We start from the raw sequence: 16,947 nt of genomic DNA on the forward strand, positions 1-16,947 counted from the left end.
TTCCCTCCGGTGGCTTTTCTTCTGAACCGATTACTTGTGCTCGACAGGCAGCACGGCTGCAGGAAGAGCCTGCGGTGCCGGGATCTGAGGAATCTGAGCCTTAGCAGTTTGCTTAGACTTGACATGTACAACCAGCTTCTCAAGAGAAGGGTTCATCTTATTGATAAATGGAGTCGGATATACACCCATTACAAAGACAAGCACAAGTAATGGAAGCATTATTGCTATTTCTCGAGCATTGAGGTCACTCAAAGTCTGGTTCTTAGGATTGGTAAGTTCACCAAACATTACACGCTGATACATCCAGAGCATGTAAACCGCAGAGAGAATAACCCCACTTGCAGCAATAACCGCAAACCAGCGAAGTTCACTCTCAAATGCACCTGTGAGTATAAGGAATTCTCCTACGAAACCATTTGTACCGGGAAGCCCTATAGATGAGAGCGTTACGATCATAAATATTGTAGCAAAAACCGGCATTTGCTTGGCAAGTCCACCAAAGTCAGTTATTAGGCGAGTATGCCGGCGCTCATAAATAAAGCCTACTATAAGGAACAGTGCACCAGTCGATACACCATGGTTGAGCATTTGGAGCATTCCGCCTGAAAGACCTTCTACGTTCAGAGCGAAGACACCCAACATAACATAACCGAGGTGAGCAACAGATGAGTACGCAACAAGCTTCTTGACATCCTCCTGAACCATGGCAACGAGAGCCGCATAGATAATTCCTATCACTGAAAGCACAGCAAAAAGAGGAGTGAATTGCGCTGTGGCATCAGGGAAGAGCGGTATGGCAAAGCGGACAAAACCGTACGTACCCATCTTAAGGAGAACAGCAGCAAGAATAACTGAACCTGCTGTCGGAGCTTCTGTATGGGCATCCGGCAACCAGGTGTGCAAGGGGAACATCGGAACCTTAATGGCAAATGCAAGAGCAAATGCAAGGAACATCCAAGTCTGAGTTACAGGATCAAGTGAAAGTTCATAGAAACGAAGCACTGTGAAGTCGCCAGCTCCAGCCTTGAAATAAAGCAGGATCAGAGCAACCAGCATCAGCAGCGAACCAACCATCGTATAAATGAAGAACTTGACAGCTGCGTAAATCTTATTTTTCCCACCCCATATACCGATAATGAAGTACATAGGGATAAGCATCACTTCCCAGAAGATGTAGAAGAGAAAAAGATCCAGGGAAACAAACGCACCCAACATGCCAACTTCCAGAAGCAGCAGACAGATCATATACTCCTTGACCTTATTCTCCACTGCAGTCCAAGTAGAAAGGATGGCTATCGGCATGATAAAGGTTGTCAATATAACCAACCAGAGGCTGATCCCGTCAATGGCCACGTGATAGTTCATCTCGAATGGTCCTGCAGAGATCCAGGGCACTTTCTCAATAAACTGAAATTCGGCATTGCTCTGGAAGCCGGTCACTAAAGGAAGTGACACTACAAACGTCGCAAGCGAAACAAGCAGTGCGAGCCCTCGCTGCGCCGAATGGCTCTGTTTGGGAACGAAGAAGAGCAGCACGACCCCCAGAAGTGGAAGAAAGGTCATCACGCTGATTAACGGAAACTGACTCATGAATCTGCTCCTTTAGTCCTATTGGTAATTCAGAGTTAGCGGAAAAGATAGAATGCCACGATAACAACCGTACCCAAAGTCATGCCAAGGGCATAGTTATGTACATAACCGGTTTGAATGTTTCTCAATGCATTACCGAAACCTTTGACAACCGTAGCAACACCGTTGACAATTCCATCAACCACAAGAACATCGAAACCCTTCCATAGTGCATTGCCAAGCGCTTTACAGGGGTTTACAAACAAGAAGTCATAAAGTTCATCAACGTACCACTTATTGTATACGGCCCTATGTAGTGCAGGAAACGCTGCAGTAAATTTAGCGGGTATCGAAGGCGATACTACATACAGTACGAAAGCTATTGAGATGCCGATAAGGGCTATAACAACAGATCCGCCCATAAGTCCCCACTCAAGCACCAAACTATGATGATGTGCACCACCATGCTGAATTTGGAGAGCAACGAATTCGTTCGAGCTTTTAAATACTGGCTCAAGATAGTGCTCAAGATAATTAGGTATTCCGCCCAGCACATCGCCAATAAGTTTCGGTATCCCAACATAACCACCAACAACCGCAAGGACACCAAGCACCATCAAAGGGAAAGTAATGACAAAAGGAGATTCATGGAGGTGACTCTTTGCTCCTTCTTTAATCCGACACTCCCCAAAGAAAGTCATGAAAACTAAGCGGAACATATAAAACGCCGTGAAACCAGCGGCAATTGCGCCGATCCCCCACAGAATCATGTTCAATTCACCATGATGAGGGTTGGCAAATGCCTGCCAGAGAATCTCGTCCTTGGAGAAGAAGCCCGAAAAACCAGGTATGCCTGCAATTGCAATAGTTGAAACAAGGAAGGTCAAGAAAGTAATCGGCATGACCTTCTTCAGTCCACCCATGTTTCTCATATCTTGAGCATCATCATGGGAATGTATGTGATGCAATGCATGGTGCATTGCATGAATGACTGAACCAGAGCCAAGGAAGAGGCAAGCCTTAAAGAATGCGTGTGTCATAAGATGGAATATACCGGCAGTAAAAGCCCCTACTCCCATCCCTAAAAACATGAACCCAAGCTGAGATACGGTTGAATATGCCAAAACCCTTTTAATGTCATTTTGAGCAGTGCCGATTGTTGCTGCAAAAATTGCAGTTGCAGCACCGACTATTGCAATGACCATCATTGTCTCATGGGACCGGATGAAGAGAAAATTCATCCTGCCAATCATGTAAACGCCAGCAGTAACCATCGTTGCAGCATGGATAAGAGCGGAAACGGGAGTCGGACCTTCCATGGCATCAGGAAGCCATGTGTAAAGCGGCAACTGTGCGGACTTACCTGTTGCACCGAGAAAGAAGCAAAGCGTAATTACAGTTACAACTCCTCCAAGAGGCAGAAGATGCGCATTGTCACCAAGTACTCTGAAATTTATCGTCCAGACATTATGGTTTTGCCCGAAGTACCAAAAGAGTGTGAAGGTACCAACAAGGAAACCGAAGTCGCCAACACGGTTCATGACGAACGCTTTTTTGCCGGCATCACCTGCTGATTTTTTATGGAAATAGTATCCGATGAGAAGATAAGAACACAAACCTACGCCTTCCCACCCTACAAACATGAGCAACAGGTTGTTTCCCAGAACCAGAAGAAGCATGCTGAACATGAAGAGGTTCAGATATGTGAAATATCTATAAAATCCCTCTTCGCCATGCATATAACCTATTGAGTATACATGAATCAAGAAGCCGACACCTGTCACAACCATAATCATAAGCGTGGACAGAGGATCTATCAGGAATCCGATGTCGGCCGTAAAGTTGCCTGACTTAATCCATGTAAAAAGCACCTTCTCAAAAAACCGCTCTTCAGCAGGTTTTGAAAGGAGCTCCATCAGGATGCCGCATGACACGAGGAACGAGCCGAACACCATGAGTGCACCGATTCCGCCGATCACCGTCTCATTCTTGATCTTTTTCCCGAAAAGACCGTTTATGACGACGCCGATCAGTGGGAACAGTGGTATCAGCCATACGTACTCAAACATTCCTGACTCCTTTTTCTATAGCGAGTGATTCAGAATTTCGTAAGCTGCAGCATCTCTACTAAAGCTTCATGAGGTTGACGTCTTCAACATCAATTGACTCACGATTTTTATAGAAGGCAATCATCAGGGCAAGTCCCACAGCTGCTTCTGCTGCAGCTACAGTCATTACAAAAAAGACAAATACTTGTCCATCAATGCTGCCAAGGTGCTTCGACAAAGCAATAAAAGTTAAGTTTACAGCATTCAACATCATCTCAACACACATAAAGATGACGATTGCATTCCTTCTAATAAGAACACCAATTGTGCCAATTGAGAACAGTATTGCGCTTAATATCAGATAGCTATGCAAAGGTACCATGAGCTTAACCCCTGTCCGTTAGATTTTCTTTTTTGTTAAAATTACTGCACCAATAATAGCCACAAGAAGCAGTATAGATGTTATCTCGAAAGGCAGAAGGAAGTCAGTGTATAAAGCATTCGCTATTAACTCTGTGTGACCAACCCTGTTAACCAATTCCGAATCAATCACACCCTTTGATCCGGTCAGTGAACCTCTGTTGAACAAATAGAACAGTTGAAACAGTGTGAACAAACCTATCAAGCTCCCGAACAGGACACTGTGTGAAGTTCTTCGCCCTGATTCAGTACGTACGTTTAGGAGCATGATGACAAACACAATCAAAACCATGATTGCCCCTGCGTAGACTAACACCTGGATAGCAGCCATAAACGGAGCATCTAGCGTCACGTATAGAGTTGCCAGGCAGAAGAAAGTCAAAATCAGAGAGAGCGCACTGTTGATCGGGTTCTTGCAGGTAATGACCAGGATACTGGCCAGGACAGCTACTGCTGCCACGATCATGAAGAAGAACGTTTCCATTGCTGCTCCTTTATTTCTTTTCTAAAAGTCTCTCTTTAACGAATAGGAAATCTTCTCTATTGTAATTCGCCAATTCAAACTGTTCTGTCATTTTCAATGCATCAACAGGGCAGGCTTCAACGCAAAAACCGCAGAATATACAGCGAAGTAATTCAATTTCATACCGCGCTGCATATTTGTCATGATTCTGGTCTTCGCCAGCCTCAACAGTGATGCACTTCGCCGGACATACTGTCGGACACAAGTAACATGCAACACACTTGGCGCGATCATGAGAGACTTTAAGCGCATGCAGTCCCCGGAAATTTGAGGCAATAACTGGCCTTTCATCCGGATAACGAAGCGTTATTGTCTTCTTGAAAAGATGACTAAGCGTAATTTTCAGACCTTTAAGCAGCGGCACAATCATTTCAATATCCTCGTCATGGAGTTGACTAGAGTGCGATTACTATACCCGTAACAACAATATTTAGAAGTGTGAGGGGTAGAAACACCTTCCAGCCAAGACGCATAAGCTGGTCGTAACGGTAACGGGGAAAGGTTGCTCTAATCCACATGCAAGTGAATATCAGGAAATATACCTTTGCAATAAACCATATCCATCCTGGAAGGAAGGTAGGCCCATGCCACCCACCGAGAAAGAGAGTTGTTGTTACTGCGCATACTGTAACCATGTTCGCATACTCAGCCATGAAGAACATCGCATACTTCATACTTGAATATTCAGTACAGAAACCCGATACAAGCTCAGATTCCGCTTCAGGGAGGTCGAACGGAGTCCGGTTAATTTCGGCAATCGAGCATATGAAGAAAAGAATGAACGCAATGGGTTGCTTGAAGGCATACCAAGCACCATTAGCTTGATCTGCAACTATTTTCTGTAATGACAGTGATTCTGACAGCATGAAGACCGAGACAATGGCCAGACCAGCTGCCAATTCATACGAAATCATCTGCGCAGAAGAGCGGAGTCCACCGAGGAGAGAATATTTACTATTTGATGCCCAACCTGCCAAAACAATACCGTATACACCCACAGAAGCTAACGCCAGGATATAAAGCACACCGACATTAAGATCAACCACTTGACCAGTTGCAGTGTCATAATATGCAGCGATTTGCAAAGGGATTTTCTGCCCGGCAACTTCGATTGTCTCACCGAACGGAATGACAGCAAAGCCTATAAATGCCGGTATTAGTGCAACAAGTGGAGCTATCAAATAAGCAAACTTGTCAGCATTGGTCGGGATAATCTCTTCTTTAAAGAAAAGCTTAACGCCATCCGCAATAGGCTGCAGGAGACCGTGCCACCCAGTACGCATAGGCCCCAGGCGCACCTGCATGTGGCCTATGATCTTACGTTCTGCATAAGTTGCATATGCCACTGTAAGCAGTACGAAGACAAACACCACGAGTACCTTGAGCACCATGGCGATGTAATATGCCATCGGCAATCCCAATATTTCGTATCCCATTTGCACTCTTCCCCTCTTGATATGATGGTGTTGTGAGTGATTTGCTACTGTTGCTATTTACTTAAGCTGACCCATGTGACGGATTCGCCGTCAGTGATACTGTTAATTGACTTATCTGAAAAATGATATGGAGCAAACACAACACCTGACGGAAGTCTCATACCTATCTTTGCTTTCAGTTTAATATCTCCTAATTGAGATTTAACTGTAAGAGATTCACCATCCTTAACTCCAAGCTTATTTGCGTCAGCATTGTTCAACTCAATATATCCCTCTGCGCAAACATACATTGGACCTTCACCGTACAGGGACAAAGTTCCACAATGGTTAAGTGCATTGCCAGTAACAAGTGCATATGTGCCAGTTGAAGAAGATTTGACTGCTGTAGCATCTACAGGAATCAATCTGCACTTGTTGTTCACTGGATAAATTGTACCTTCTTCGCCCAACTGGTGGAAATCGATGTTTGCGTATGAAGGCACAACTGTTCCAATCTCCTCAAAGGCCTCGCTTATGCCCGGAGGAATCTCACCTCCAACTGCGGCATACAACAGACCAAGAATTTCAAAATCGCTACGTGCGACTCCAACCGGAGATATAGCTTTATTGATTCTCTGGACAGCCCTGCCAACGCTTGTAAATGTGCCGTCTTTTTCCGCGAACGAACATGCAGGCAAGACAACGTCAGCTTTGCTTGCCGTTTCTGTCAGGAACAAATCTTGAACAACAAGGAACTCAACAGCATCAAGCGCTGTCTCGACCTTCTTTCTGTTTGGATACGAAACTACAGGGTTCTCACCAACCACATAAAGTGTCTTAATTGCACCAGATGTACATCCATCAATTATTCCAGCAGCATCCAACCCGCCAGCGACTGGATGAACTTTAAGATCAGCCGCACCCTGACTGTTGTTCTTTTCTCCCATAATTAGGACGCCACAACCTTCTTTGCCAACCTTGCCCGTAAGTAAAGCAAGATTCAGGGTTGCTTGGGCAAGCGCTTTCCCGTGACCAGGATAACCAAGTCCAATGGGAAGCATAATGAGCGCCTTTTCCGCCGCAGCATATTCGCGCGCTAGAGAAACGATCTCTTCGGCCTTCATTCCACATTGCTCAGCAACAACAGCCGGGGTATATGCAGCTAGTTTCGAATTTAGCTCTGCAAAACCAGGCAATGTAGAGGCAGAGCTGTCAAGCAAACCCTCTTCTATGATTACTTTTGCCAGGCTGTTGAAAAGTGCAACTTCGCTCCCCGGCGAATGGAGATAGGTCAATGCATTAGGGAGGCGCGAAATCTTGCCTTTCTTATCTGAGACTATACGCAGGTTGACACCCTTACGCTTGACACCCAGGTTTATTTCAAAACCAAGAACAGGATGGGTCTCATAAGCGTCACTCTTAACAACTAAAAGCAAATTTGTTGCTTGTATATCAGAGATTGAGGCGGGTGAAGCGGGGTAACCAACACTTTCAACCGCCCCAGCAGTCAGGGCAGCATGTGCATAGCCAGCGGAATGATCCAGGTTATCGGAGCCAAGGCCTTGGTTGAAAAGTTTTTTAAGGAGATAAAGTTCTTCATTTGTGAGTCGTGGAGTTACAAGACCGGCAACACTGGACCCACCTGCATTCTTAGCGTCTATGAACTTTTGTTTGACCAGGCCAAGCGCCTCGTCCCATGTTGCTTCCTCAAATTTACCGTTCTTTTTGACAAGAGGTGTAGTGAGCCGTTTGTCGCTATTTACAAACTGGTATCCAAACCTGCCACGTGTACAAAGTTGACCATTATGAAAACCTTGGTTCTCATCATAGACAGTAGTGAGAACCTTATCGTCTTTGACACCAAGTGTTAGCTGACAACCTGTACCACAATAGGAGCAGACCGTTTTTACCTTATTGAGAGACCACCAGCGTGCTTTGAACTTGAAGGGGCGACTAATAAGTGCACCAACAGGACAAACTGAAATACATGAACCACAGAATTCACAATTCAGCGGCCCGTCAAACTCAGTGCCAATCTTTGCTTCAAGGCCACGGTTAATAAATGAATACGCGCCATGGCACACTATCTCATCACATATACGTGCACACTTACCACAATGAACACAACGGTTCATATCTCTTTCGATAAGCGGATTTTCGTAATCAATCTTATGCTGGAACTTCTCATCCTGGAAGCGATTTGTATTCACCTTATATTCATAGGTGAGATTCTGAAGATCACAATCTCCTGCAGCATCACATACAGGGCAATCAATTGGATGCTTCAGCAACAGAAGCTCTAAAACGAGTTTCCGCGCATTGATAATTTCGGGAGTCATTGTGCTTACGATCATGCCCTCGGTAACGGGTGTCGTACAAGCAGGAATCTGACGTCCCTTCATCTGCTCAACCTCGACGAGACACATGCGGCAGCCGCCGAAAGGATGCAGCTTCTTGTCGTGACAGAGAATGGGTATCCTGATGCCAGCTGATTTAGCCGCATCGTAAATGGTAGCGTCCTTGGGTACCGTTACCTGTTTTCCGTCAATCGTGAGATTTACCATCATGACCTCTGTATAACCTCGGAAGTTAGCTCGTCGAGCGACTACTCAATTGCCATAAATCGGCAGGCGTCATAACAGGACTTACACTTCGTACACTTTTCTTTATCAAGATAGGCAACCGCACCTTTTTCCCAAATAATCGCGTCGCAGGGGCAGGCCTTGAAGCATGCGCCACATTTGACGCATTTTTCTTCTATTACTTGCCAAAGAAGAAGTTCCTTACAACAGTTTGACGGACAGCGCTTGTCAGTGATATGCGCCTCGTACTCTTCCCTAAAATACCTGATTGTAGACAGGATCGGGTTTGGAGCCGTTTGTCCAAGACCGCATAGTGATGCCTTCTTGATTGTGGCACCCATTTCCAGAAGTGTCTCTATATCACCGTCCTTGCCTCTTCCTTCAGTAATTCTTTCCAGAATATCAAGCATTACTTTGAGGCCAACTCGGCATGGAACACACTTCCCACAAGACTCCATTCTCGTGAATGATAGAAAGAAACGGGCCACATCAACCATACAGGTAGTTTCATCCATAACTACCAGACCACCGGAACCCATCATCGCGCCAGCTTTTATAAGCGAATCGTAATCAACCGGTGTATCAAGTACTTCGGGAGGAATACATCCACCTGAAGGGCCACCTGCCTGCACAGCCTTGAACTTTCTATTGTTAGCAATACCGCCACAAACATTGTAGATAACGTCGCGGACTGTCATACCTGCCGGAACTTCGACAAGACCAGTGTGCTTAACCTTCCCGGTAACAGCAAAAATCTTAGTGCCCTTAGTTGTATCAGTGCCGAGAGAGGCGTACCAATCCGCACCCTTGTTAATGATATGACGGACGTTCGCAAAAGTTTCAACGTTGTTGATATTTGTAGGTTTTGCCCAGAGCCCTTTCACTGCGGGGAAAGGCGGACGGGGGCGAGGCATGCCGCGCTCACCTTCAATTGATGCCATAAGAGCAGTTTCTTCGCCGCAGACAAAAGCACCTGCACCCTTTTTGATAATCAGATCAAAATCAAATCCCCAACCCTGAATATCGTGACCGAGGTAACCCTTCTCACGGCAAACATCAAGCGCTTTTTGAAGCCTTTCTATCGCAAGTGGGTATTCCGCCCGGACATACACATAGCCCTTTGTACATCCGATTGCATATGCCGCAATCATCATACCTTCAATAATGCAGTAAGGGTCGCCTTCAAGAATCGAGCGATCCATAAATGCTCCCGGATCCCCCTCATCGGCGTTACATATCAGATATTTAAGCTTTCCAGGAGTTGCGGCGCAAAAAGACCACTTCATTCCTGTAGGGAAACCACCGCCCCCCCGGCCTCTAAGCCCCGACTTCTTGACCTCGTCAACAACAGCTGCAGGGGTCATTTCCTTAACGCACTTTTCAATCGCTTTGAACCCTTCTTCAGCAAGATACGCATCCAGGCTTTCAGGGTCAATCTGACCACAGCCCGTCATTACAACACGCATCTGAGCATCTACGAAGGTATTGTAGTACGGTTTTGCCTTGCGTTTCTCCAAGGGAGTTCGATTAATTATGTGCTCGTCTACTAATTGAGCCACCTCTTCGGGTTGCACAAAATCATAGGTAACACGACCTAATTCTTCATCGACGATGTCAACAAGAACGTCGTTGGCACAAAGGCCGCGACACCCTGTCTTAATGACATCACAGCGTTTACCTACAACAGCATTAACCCCTTTTTCGGCGATTATCCGATTGAATTCGGCCTCGACCTTTTTTGCACCAGCCGATACTCCTCCGGTGCCCTGACAGATCAGAATCTTTATAGCTTCGCCCATAATGCCTGTCCTCTGATGTGATTGGTTGGATCGGTCCTATTTCATCGGCCGCTGGTTATATTCGGCAATAATTTCTTCGACTTTTTGCACCGTCATCTTACCGAATGTGTCGTCATTGACCATCGCCAAGGGGGCCATGCCGCAAGCACCGAGACATGCAACCTTCTCAAAGGTATAGCGCAGGTCTGGAGTAGTCTCTGCGTGCCCAATTTTCAGCTTATCGAAGAATGTCTCAACAATGCGCGGAGCGCCCTGAACGTGACATGCAGTACCAACACAAACCCTGATGATGAATCGTCCGCGTGGCTTTAGATGAAATTGTGCGTAAAACGTTAAAACACCAAATATCTGGCTGGGGTAAACATTAAGACGTTCGGCGACCAAATCGATGGTTGGCTTCGGAACATACCCATATTCATCCTGTATCCCCTGGAGTACAGGCATGAGATTTCCAGGAAGAGTCAGATACTTATCGATAATATGATTCGCTGGTTCGAGGTCAATTTCTTCAGCGGGTGCTGCACCAGCATTTGTAGCTTCGGCCGGAGCGTTGCTCATACTCCCTCTCCTTTATCGCAGTGGCATTACCGGTCGATTTCACCAAGGACGATGTCTAATGTACCGATAACAGCAACCAAGTCCGCAATCATAGAACCTTTTGACATCTTTTCTATGGCTCCCAAGTTAACGAATGAAGGGGGTCTTATCCGCATACGATACGGTTTGGTCCCGCCATCACTGACGATATAATATCCAAGCTCGCCCTTAGGTGCTTCAACCGACTGGTATACCTCTCCCTCTGGGACAGGGAAACCTTCACTGGCTATCTTGAAGTGGTGAATCAAACCTTCGATGGTATTATAGACACTCTCTTTAGGAGGGTACGTCACCTGCGGTGCATCTGCCAGGACAGGACCGGGCTTGAGCGAATCAAGAGCCTGACGGATAATCTTGACGGCTTCGCGCATTTCAACCAGGCGCACTTTATAACGGTCAAAAGTGTCACACTTTTCACCAACCGGCACCTTGAACTGGTATTTTTCATAACCACTATAGGGATTGTCACGGCGGAGGTCCCAGTCTACCCCTGAACCACGCAAAGCCGGTCCAGTAATACCGTAATCAACCGCATCCTCGTATGAAATCACGCCGTTCCCAACCGTACGGTTAAGCCAGATAGTATTCTTGGTAAGCAGCCCCTCATACGTATCAAAATGGCCCGGGAAGGTATCAATTATTTCACGAACATCTTTTTCGAATCCGTCATATACATCTGTTGCAAGGCCACCTACACGGAAGTAGCTACTCGTCATACGAGCACCGGATATTTTCTCGTAAAGGCTCATAACCATCTCACGCTCACGGAAAGCGTAAATAAAGACGGTCATAGCACCGATATCCAGGGCATGGCATGCCAGCCAGACAAGGTGTGACTTGAGACGGGTCAATTCAGAAAGAATTACACGGAGTGTTTGCGCACGCTCCGGCACCTCGATGCCAAGGAGCTTTTCCACAGCCAGAACATAACCAAAGTTGTTATTCATTGGCGACAAGTAGTCAAGCCTGTCTGTCAATGGGATAGTCTGGTGATACGTCCGATGCTCGGAAAGCTTCTCTACACCACGATGAAGATAACCTATGTGAGGTGTAATTTTCTGAATCACCTCGCCATCCAACTCGACAACCAACCGCAAAACGCCGTGGGTACTCGGATGCTGCGGCCCCATATTGACTGTCATGATCTCAGTACTAGCCATTGCACGCCTCTGTATTGTTCTCTTTGAAGTAAGTTAATTTCGTCACAAAGACCGATTATTATGACAAGCGCCCCTTATAAGGTTCGCGTCCAGGCCCCTGCACAGGGTAATCTTTCCGAAGAGGATGGCCCACCCAATCGTCAGTCATCAGGATACGGCGCAAATCAGGGTGATTATTAAACTGAACCCCCATGAGATCGTAGACCTCACGCTCAAGCCAGTTGGCAGAGTTCCAGACACAAGAAACAGTATCTATAGTACAGTCATTCTCAGGCACACCCGCCTTGACCCTGAGCCGGTCTTTGTTTGGTATCGAATAGAGGTTGTAGACCATCATGAAACGCGGCTCTTGTTTCCCCAAATAGTCAACCGCCGTAACATCGGTACAGAGGTTATACTCAAGCCCCGACTTGAGGTAGTCACATATAGCAACTATATCCTCACGCTTAACGGTGACCGTCACCTCTCCCCGAAACTCTTTCACATCCAAAACGGAAGCGGCAAACTTTTCTCTGAGCTTTATTACTGCGCGATTAGTTTCTGCCATAATCGTTGGTTCCCCTTACCTTAGTAGTATGGTCACGCCGCCGACTCAAGTCGTTCGCCAAAGCCGATTGTAGAACCAAAAGAGTTCTTGTCCTTCATTATCTTTTCCTGAAGCTTAATAAGCCCATAGAGCAATGCTTCAGGCCGGGGCGGGCACCCCGGGATATACACATCAACCGGAAGCGCCTCGTCAATCCCCTGCACAACACTATAAGTATCAAAAATCCCGCCCGAGCACGCACACGCCCCCAAAGCAACCACCCATTTCGGCTCAGGCATTTGCTCATAAACAGTTTTAATAACCGGCAGCATCTTCTTGGTTACCGTACCGGCGATAATTATGCAGTCAGACTGCCTTGGCGAAGCACGGAAGATAATACCAAAGCGGTCCAAATCATGATGGGACGCACCAGTTGCCATCATCTCAATGGCACAACAAGCCAGACCGAAGGTCATCGGCCAAATGGAGGACTTCCTCGCCCAGTTGACGAGACCGTCCAAGGACGCTGTAATGAAGCTATCTCCCAACGGCTGATTTACTCCCATTCCAAGGCTCCTTTTTTCCAAACATAGATGTAACCAACAAAGAGAATAACGATGAATACTCCCATTTCCATCACGCCAAACATCCCAAGCCGCTTGAATATGACCGACCAGGGATAGAGAAACACCGCTTCAATATCAAACAAGATAAAGAGCATGGCAATAATGTAAAACTTGACGGAGAATCTCTCGCGCGCAGAGCCAACGGGCTCAATCCCGCACTCGTAAGGAGCGCATTTAATCTTATTAGGCTTCTTCTGCCCAATCAGCGAAGAAAAAGTTATCGTGCAGCAGCCGAACAGTACGGCTACTACAACGAGTGCTATTATCGGAAGATAGGCGCCGAGCATGTTTCTTACCTCCAGGCCAGGTTAGTGTTAGCTGCTTCATTATTGAATTGGGTCGCCCACCAGCGGCCCATATACGCCTAAAGTCTCTCTTGCCGTACGCGTATACTGTATACAATTTGGTGGGAACTTATGTCATTTAAAAAACTTTGTCAAGAAAAAAAACTTCTAATCCTGGCGCCATAATCCGCTGAATTTCTGCCATATTTCACATTGTCCCCATTGCTCAGTCCCCACCTTTTGTTCCTTGACAATTCGCTGCGCGCATGTTAATAACATTCTGATTTTTCAGACAAATTTGACCAATTAGACAGGGGGCCACATCACTTGGACACACGTCATTCACAAGAACTTTTCGCCAACGCCTTAAAAGTGATCCCGGGAGGAGTCAACAGCCCTGTACGTGCATTTAAATCGGTAGGAATCGATCCGGTTTTCATTAAAGAGGCCTTTGGCAGCACGATTACAGATGTCGACGGCAATACTTATATTGACTACGTTGGTTCATGGGGGCCCATGATTCTCGGACACTGTCACCCGAATGTTGTCGCTTCCGTCCGGAACGCCCTCGAAAGCGGCAGCAGTTTCGGGGCACCAACCGAACTCGAGATTACACTGGCTGAAATGGTAGTCGATGCTGTGCCCTCCATTGAAATGGTCAGAATGGTAAGTTCGGGTACCGAGGCGACCATGAGCGCCATCCGACTGGCTCGTGGCTACACGGGCCGCGACAAGATCATTAAGTTCTCCGGGTGCTACCATGGTCATGCCGACTCTCTTCTCGTCAAGGCAGGTTCAGGTGCGGCCACCTTCGGGGTTCCCGATTCTCCAGGCGTGCCGAAGGATTTCGCTCAACACACCCTCACAGCGGTTTTCAACGATCTCGAATCGGTGAGAAAACTAGTTGCTGCAAATTCCGGAGACGTAGCCTGCATTATTGTAGAGCCCATTGCCGGCAATATGGGCACAGTCCCCCCACGCTCCGGCTTTCTCGAAGGCCTTCGCGAAATTTGCACCAATGAAGGGATTGTCCTCATCTTTGATGAAGTCATGACCGGTTTCCGCGTCGCATACGGCGGCGCCCAGGAACTGTATGGGGTAACCCCAGACATGACCACCCTCGGCAAAATCATTGGTGGCGGTCTCCCGGTCGGCGCCTTCGGCGGCAATAGAGATATCATGGCGCAGCTTTCTCCCTCCGGCGGCGTCTATCAGGCCGGAACGCTTTCAGGCAATCCACTTGCCATGACTGCCGGCATTGAAACCCTGAAACTCCTCCAGGAAGAGGGGTTCTATAATAGAATTGACGAGAAGAGCCGAATGCTTGCCGAAGGAATTGCTGATGCAGCACGACGCGCAGGCTACCCGATCTACTCAACTCGCGTAGGCAGCATGTTCTGCGCATTCTTTACTGATGGTGAAGTGCATGACTGGGACTCTGCCGCCAAATGCGACACCAAGGCCTTTGCAACTTACTTCCGTGCCATGCTTGCGGAAGGGATTTACTTGGCTCCGTCCCAGTTCGAAACAGCTTTTGTCTCGATTGCGCATTCCAGCGCAGATATAGACAAGACAGTCGCTGCTGCCTACGCCTGCTTCAAGAAACTCCAGTGAGTATCTGATTTATCATTGACATGGCATCAACCCTTATGGTAAGAAGCTTGAGTTTTCGCGCGGTATTTATCTACACCGCTTTATGCCATGGATGAAGAAAAGCGCAGCCTCATAAAAAGCCTCGGCCTTGTCTCCAGCATGGGGATTTCGGTGGCATTGGCGATCATCATCGGCGTTGTCACCGGAAGACAGCTTGATGAATGGCTCGGCACACATCCGTGGTTTTTCTTTATTTTCCTATTCATTGGCATCGCAGCCGGTTTCAGGAATATATATATCATTGCCGGCAGGGAAATTCGGAAAAATGGGGAGGACAAGAATAAACGAGGATAATCTTTTTGTCGCCGTTACAGCAATCAGCGCAATCCTTGTTTGCTTGTTTTCTCTGACTGGATATCTTTTGGGCTCCGGGCGTTTTGCTGCCGGCATATTTGCCGGCGGAGTCCTTGCCCTGGTCAACTTTTACTGGCTGCAGAACACTTTGCGGCGGGTATTGCAGCTCCAGCCCAGACAAGCAGGAAGTTTCGCTCAAGTACGATATCTGCTCAGGCTCACATTTGCAGCATTTATTCTTTATCTGCTAATTGTCCACGCCGGAATCGATATTATGGGCCTCATCGTAGGTCTGTCGGTTCTGGTGATTGTCATAATGGGACTTTCGCTCTATATGTTCCTTGGTAAAGGAGAGTAATCCAATGATCCACCCTCTGCTGTTTCTGCAGTTCTTCAGGAAAATCCTTGAACCGCTTCACATCACGGAAGCGGGAGCAGATGCGATCGCCTACACCTGGCTTATCATCGCGTTGTTGTTGATTGTCTCGATCCTTGCAACCAAGTCTCTCAAAGCTGTTCCCACCGGGATGCAGAACTTCATGGAAGTGGTTATCGGCGGCATCGAAAATATGGTCGGCGAGACCATGGGAGAAAAAGGAAAGCCCTATTTCCCCCTGATAGCCACGCTGGCCCTTTTCGTTCTCGTTTCGAACCTGATCGGTCTCATTCCGGGCTTTTTCCCTCCGACCGCCAACCTGAACACTACGGCAGCTTGCGCGATAATAGTATTCTTATCCACACATGTTGTTGGTATCAAGAAGCATGGCTTCCATTATCTCAAGCATTTCATGGGGCCAATACTGTGGCTTGCGCCGCTGATGTTCTTCATTGAGATTATCGGCCACCTTAGCCGTCCCCTTTCCCTCTCGTTGCGTCTTTTCGGCAACATGAACGGTCACGAGCTCGTGCTCATGATCTTCTTCGCCCTGGCACCGTTCCTCGTACCGCTGCCAATGATGCTGATGGGTGTACTTGTTTCCTTCATCCAGGCTTTCGTATTTATGCTTCTCGCCATGATCTATATTCAGGGCTCTCTCGAAGAGGCTCACTAATAACCAGTTCCTATATTATTTAGGAGACAACAAAAAGGGAGGTAGTAAAAGATGGAATTTTTCACTATGTGTATGCTGGCTGCAGGTTTGGGCATGGGAATCGGTGCATTCGGTACCGGTATCGGTCAGGGCTTTGCCGTTAAGGGTGCCGTTGAAGGCGTTTCTCGCAACCCGGGCGCTTCCGGCAAGATTCTGACCACCATGATGATCGGTCTCGCCATGATCGAGTCCCTCGCCATCTACGTTCTCGTTGTTTGCCTCATCATTCTGTTCGCCAACCCCTACAAAGAGGTTGCGATCAAGATTGCTGAAACCGTCGCAAAGTAATTAAAGCAACTTTTTGCGTATGAAAAAGGTGTGCTCCCTGGAGCACACCTTTTTTTCGTCTAACATGGAGAT

The 16,947-nt window shown here is 47.2% G+C and carries 18 protein-coding genes; 5 read left to right on the top strand and 13 right to left on the bottom strand.

The genetic code is table 11. The annotated features are described in order from the left end of the window. Nucleotides 1–30 precede the first annotated feature (30 nt). From JZM60_RS04600 to JZM60_RS04660, 13 genes are read right to left on the bottom strand one after another with little or no spacing between them, the layout of a single operon-like run. Nucleotides 31–1,590, bottom strand: a complete 1,560-nt coding sequence (locus JZM60_RS04600) for an NADH-quinone oxidoreductase subunit M (RefSeq protein ID WP_207164342.1) — start codon at nt 1,588–1,590, stop codon at nt 31–33. Between the two features lie 35 nt (nt 1,591–1,625). Continuing rightward, nucleotides 1,626–3,638, bottom strand: a complete 2,013-nt coding sequence (gene nuoL, locus JZM60_RS04605) for an NADH-quinone oxidoreductase subunit L (RefSeq protein WP_207164343.1) — start codon at nt 3,636–3,638, stop codon at nt 1,626–1,628. 58 nt (nt 3,639–3,696) lie between these two features. After that, nucleotides 3,697–3,999 (bottom strand): NADH-quinone oxidoreductase subunit NuoK, encoded by a 303-nt coding sequence (gene nuoK, locus JZM60_RS04610; RefSeq protein ID WP_207164344.1) that lies wholly within the window; start codon nt 3,997–3,999, stop codon nt 3,697–3,699. A gap of 18 nt (nt 4,000–4,017) precedes the next feature. Next, nucleotides 4,018–4,521: an NADH-quinone oxidoreductase subunit J gene (locus JZM60_RS04615; protein WP_207164345.1), complete on the bottom strand. Its 504-nt coding sequence runs from the start codon at nt 4,519–4,521 to the stop codon at nt 4,018–4,020. 10 nt (nt 4,522–4,531) lie between these two features. Continuing rightward, nucleotides 4,532–4,930: an NADH-quinone oxidoreductase subunit NuoI gene (gene nuoI / locus JZM60_RS04620; RefSeq protein ID WP_207164346.1), complete on the bottom strand. Its 399-nt coding sequence runs from the start codon at nt 4,928–4,930 to the stop codon at nt 4,532–4,534. Nucleotides 4,931–4,955: 25 nt separating this feature from the next. Beyond that, nucleotides 4,956–5,996, bottom strand: coding sequence for an NADH-quinone oxidoreductase subunit NuoH (gene nuoH, locus JZM60_RS04625; protein WP_207164347.1), 1,041 nt, complete (start codon nt 5,994–5,996; stop codon nt 4,956–4,958). Between the two features lie 53 nt (nt 5,997–6,049). After that, nucleotides 6,050–8,539 (bottom strand): molybdopterin-dependent oxidoreductase, encoded by a 2,490-nt coding sequence (locus JZM60_RS04630; RefSeq protein ID WP_207165477.1) that lies wholly within the window; start codon nt 8,537–8,539, stop codon nt 6,050–6,052. A gap of 41 nt (nt 8,540–8,580) precedes the next feature. Next, nucleotides 8,581–10,356, bottom strand: a complete 1,776-nt coding sequence (gene nuoF / locus JZM60_RS04635; RefSeq protein WP_207164348.1) for an NADH-quinone oxidoreductase subunit NuoF — start codon at nt 10,354–10,356, stop codon at nt 8,581–8,583. A 36-nt stretch (nt 10,357–10,392) separates the two neighbouring features. Then, entirely contained in the window at nt 10,393–10,914 is a 522-nt protein-coding gene (locus tag JZM60_RS04640) for an NADH-quinone oxidoreductase subunit NuoE family protein (protein ID WP_207164349.1), read from the bottom strand. 26 nt (nt 10,915–10,940) lie between these two features. Beyond that, entirely contained in the window at nt 10,941–12,113 is a 1,173-nt protein-coding gene (nuoD, locus tag JZM60_RS04645) for an NADH dehydrogenase (quinone) subunit D (RefSeq protein WP_207164350.1), read from the bottom strand. A 58-nt stretch (nt 12,114–12,171) separates the two neighbouring features. Next, complete coding sequence (locus JZM60_RS04650) at nt 12,172–12,660, bottom strand: NADH-quinone oxidoreductase subunit C (protein WP_207164351.1); 489 nt, start codon at nt 12,658–12,660, stop codon at nt 12,172–12,174. 32 nt (nt 12,661–12,692) lie between these two features. After that, the gene (locus JZM60_RS04655) at nt 12,693–13,205 is read right to left on the bottom strand and encodes an NADH-quinone oxidoreductase subunit B (RefSeq protein ID WP_207164352.1); all 513 of its coding nucleotides are present in this window, start codon (nt 13,203–13,205) and stop codon (nt 12,693–12,695) included. After that, entirely contained in the window at nt 13,196–13,552 is a 357-nt protein-coding gene (locus tag JZM60_RS04660; protein WP_207164353.1) for an NADH-quinone oxidoreductase subunit A, read from the bottom strand. Before JZM60_RS04660 ends, JZM60_RS04655 begins: the two co-directional genes overlap by 10 nt. A 324-nt stretch (nt 13,553–13,876) precedes the next feature. Here JZM60_RS04660 and hemL point away from each other — a divergent pair, with 324 nt between their 5' ends. The 5 genes from hemL (at nt 13,877) to atpE (ending at nt 16,875) form a co-directional block, all read left to right on the top strand. Continuing rightward, on the top strand, nt 13,877–15,163 hold the full coding sequence (gene hemL / locus JZM60_RS04665; protein WP_207164354.1) for a glutamate-1-semialdehyde 2,1-aminomutase: 1,287 nt from the start codon (nt 13,877–13,879) through the stop codon (nt 15,161–15,163). 87 nt (nt 15,164–15,250) lie between these two features. After that, the gene (locus JZM60_RS04670) at nt 15,251–15,496 is read left to right on the top strand and encodes an AtpZ/AtpI family protein (protein ID WP_207164355.1); all 246 of its coding nucleotides are present in this window, start codon (nt 15,251–15,253) and stop codon (nt 15,494–15,496) included. Beyond that, on the top strand, nt 15,468–15,854 hold the full coding sequence (locus JZM60_RS04675) for an ATP synthase subunit I (protein ID WP_207164356.1): 387 nt from the start codon (nt 15,468–15,470) through the stop codon (nt 15,852–15,854). Before JZM60_RS04670 ends, JZM60_RS04675 begins: the two co-directional genes overlap by 29 nt. A gap of 4 nt (nt 15,855–15,858) precedes the next feature. Continuing rightward, complete coding sequence (gene atpB / locus JZM60_RS04680; protein ID WP_207164357.1) at nt 15,859–16,548, top strand: F0F1 ATP synthase subunit A; 690 nt, start codon at nt 15,859–15,861, stop codon at nt 16,546–16,548. A gap of 51 nt (nt 16,549–16,599) precedes the next feature. After that, the gene (gene atpE, locus JZM60_RS04685; RefSeq protein WP_207164358.1) at nt 16,600–16,875 is read left to right on the top strand and encodes an ATP synthase F0 subunit C; all 276 of its coding nucleotides are present in this window, start codon (nt 16,600–16,602) and stop codon (nt 16,873–16,875) included. Nucleotides 16,876–16,947 lie beyond the last annotated feature (72 nt).

Source organism: Geobacter benzoatilyticus, assembly GCF_017338855.1.
Lineage (GTDB): Bacteria > Desulfobacterota > Desulfuromonadia > Geobacterales > Geobacteraceae > Geobacter > Geobacter benzoatilyticus.

Bases quoted from the DNA above. Each gene is read 5' to 3' on its own strand.
- JZM60_RS04660 (WP_207164353.1), bottom strand. From the start codon at position 13,552: ATGCTCGGCGCCTATCTTCCGATAATAGCACTCGTTGTAGTAGCCGTA.
- JZM60_RS04615 (WP_207164345.1), bottom strand. From the start codon at position 4,521: ATGGAAACGTTCTTCTTCATGATCGTGGCAGCAGTAGCTGTCCTGGCC.
- JZM60_RS04630 (WP_207165477.1), bottom strand. From the start codon at position 8,539: ATGGTAAATCTCACGATTGACGGAAAACAGGTAACGGTACCCAAGGAC.
- atpB (WP_207164357.1), top strand. From the start codon at position 15,859: ATGATCCACCCTCTGCTGTTTCTGCAGTTCTTCAGGAAAATCCTTGAA.
- JZM60_RS04600 (WP_207164342.1), bottom strand. From the start codon at position 1,590: ATGAGTCAGTTTCCGTTAATCAGCGTGATGACCTTTCTTCCACTTCTG.
- JZM60_RS04675 (WP_207164356.1), top strand. From the start codon at position 15,468: ATGGGGAGGACAAGAATAAACGAGGATAATCTTTTTGTCGCCGTTACA.
- JZM60_RS04655 (WP_207164352.1), bottom strand. From the start codon at position 13,205: ATGGGAGTAAATCAGCCGTTGGGAGATAGCTTCATTACAGCGTCCTTG.
- nuoF (WP_207164348.1), bottom strand. From the start codon at position 10,356: ATGGGCGAAGCTATAAAGATTCTGATCTGTCAGGGCACCGGAGGAGTA.
- JZM60_RS04670 (WP_207164355.1), top strand. From the start codon at position 15,251: ATGGATGAAGAAAAGCGCAGCCTCATAAAAAGCCTCGGCCTTGTCTCC.
- JZM60_RS04650 (WP_207164351.1), bottom strand. From the start codon at position 12,660: ATGGCAGAAACTAATCGCGCAGTAATAAAGCTCAGAGAAAAGTTTGCC.
- nuoK (WP_207164344.1), bottom strand. From the start codon at position 3,999: ATGGTACCTTTGCATAGCTATCTGATATTAAGCGCAATACTGTTCTCA.
- nuoL (WP_207164343.1), bottom strand. From the start codon at position 3,638: ATGTTTGAGTACGTATGGCTGATACCACTGTTCCCACTGATCGGCGTC.
- nuoI (WP_207164346.1), bottom strand. From the start codon at position 4,930: ATGATTGTGCCGCTGCTTAAAGGTCTGAAAATTACGCTTAGTCATCTT.
- nuoD (WP_207164350.1), bottom strand. From the start codon at position 12,113: ATGGCTAGTACTGAGATCATGACAGTCAATATGGGGCCGCAGCATCCG.
- atpE (WP_207164358.1), top strand. From the start codon at position 16,600: ATGGAATTTTTCACTATGTGTATGCTGGCTGCAGGTTTGGGCATGGGA.
- JZM60_RS04640 (WP_207164349.1), bottom strand. From the start codon at position 10,914: ATGAGCAACGCTCCGGCCGAAGCTACAAATGCTGGTGCAGCACCCGCT.
- nuoH (WP_207164347.1), bottom strand. From the start codon at position 5,996: ATGGGATACGAAATATTGGGATTGCCGATGGCATATTACATCGCCATG.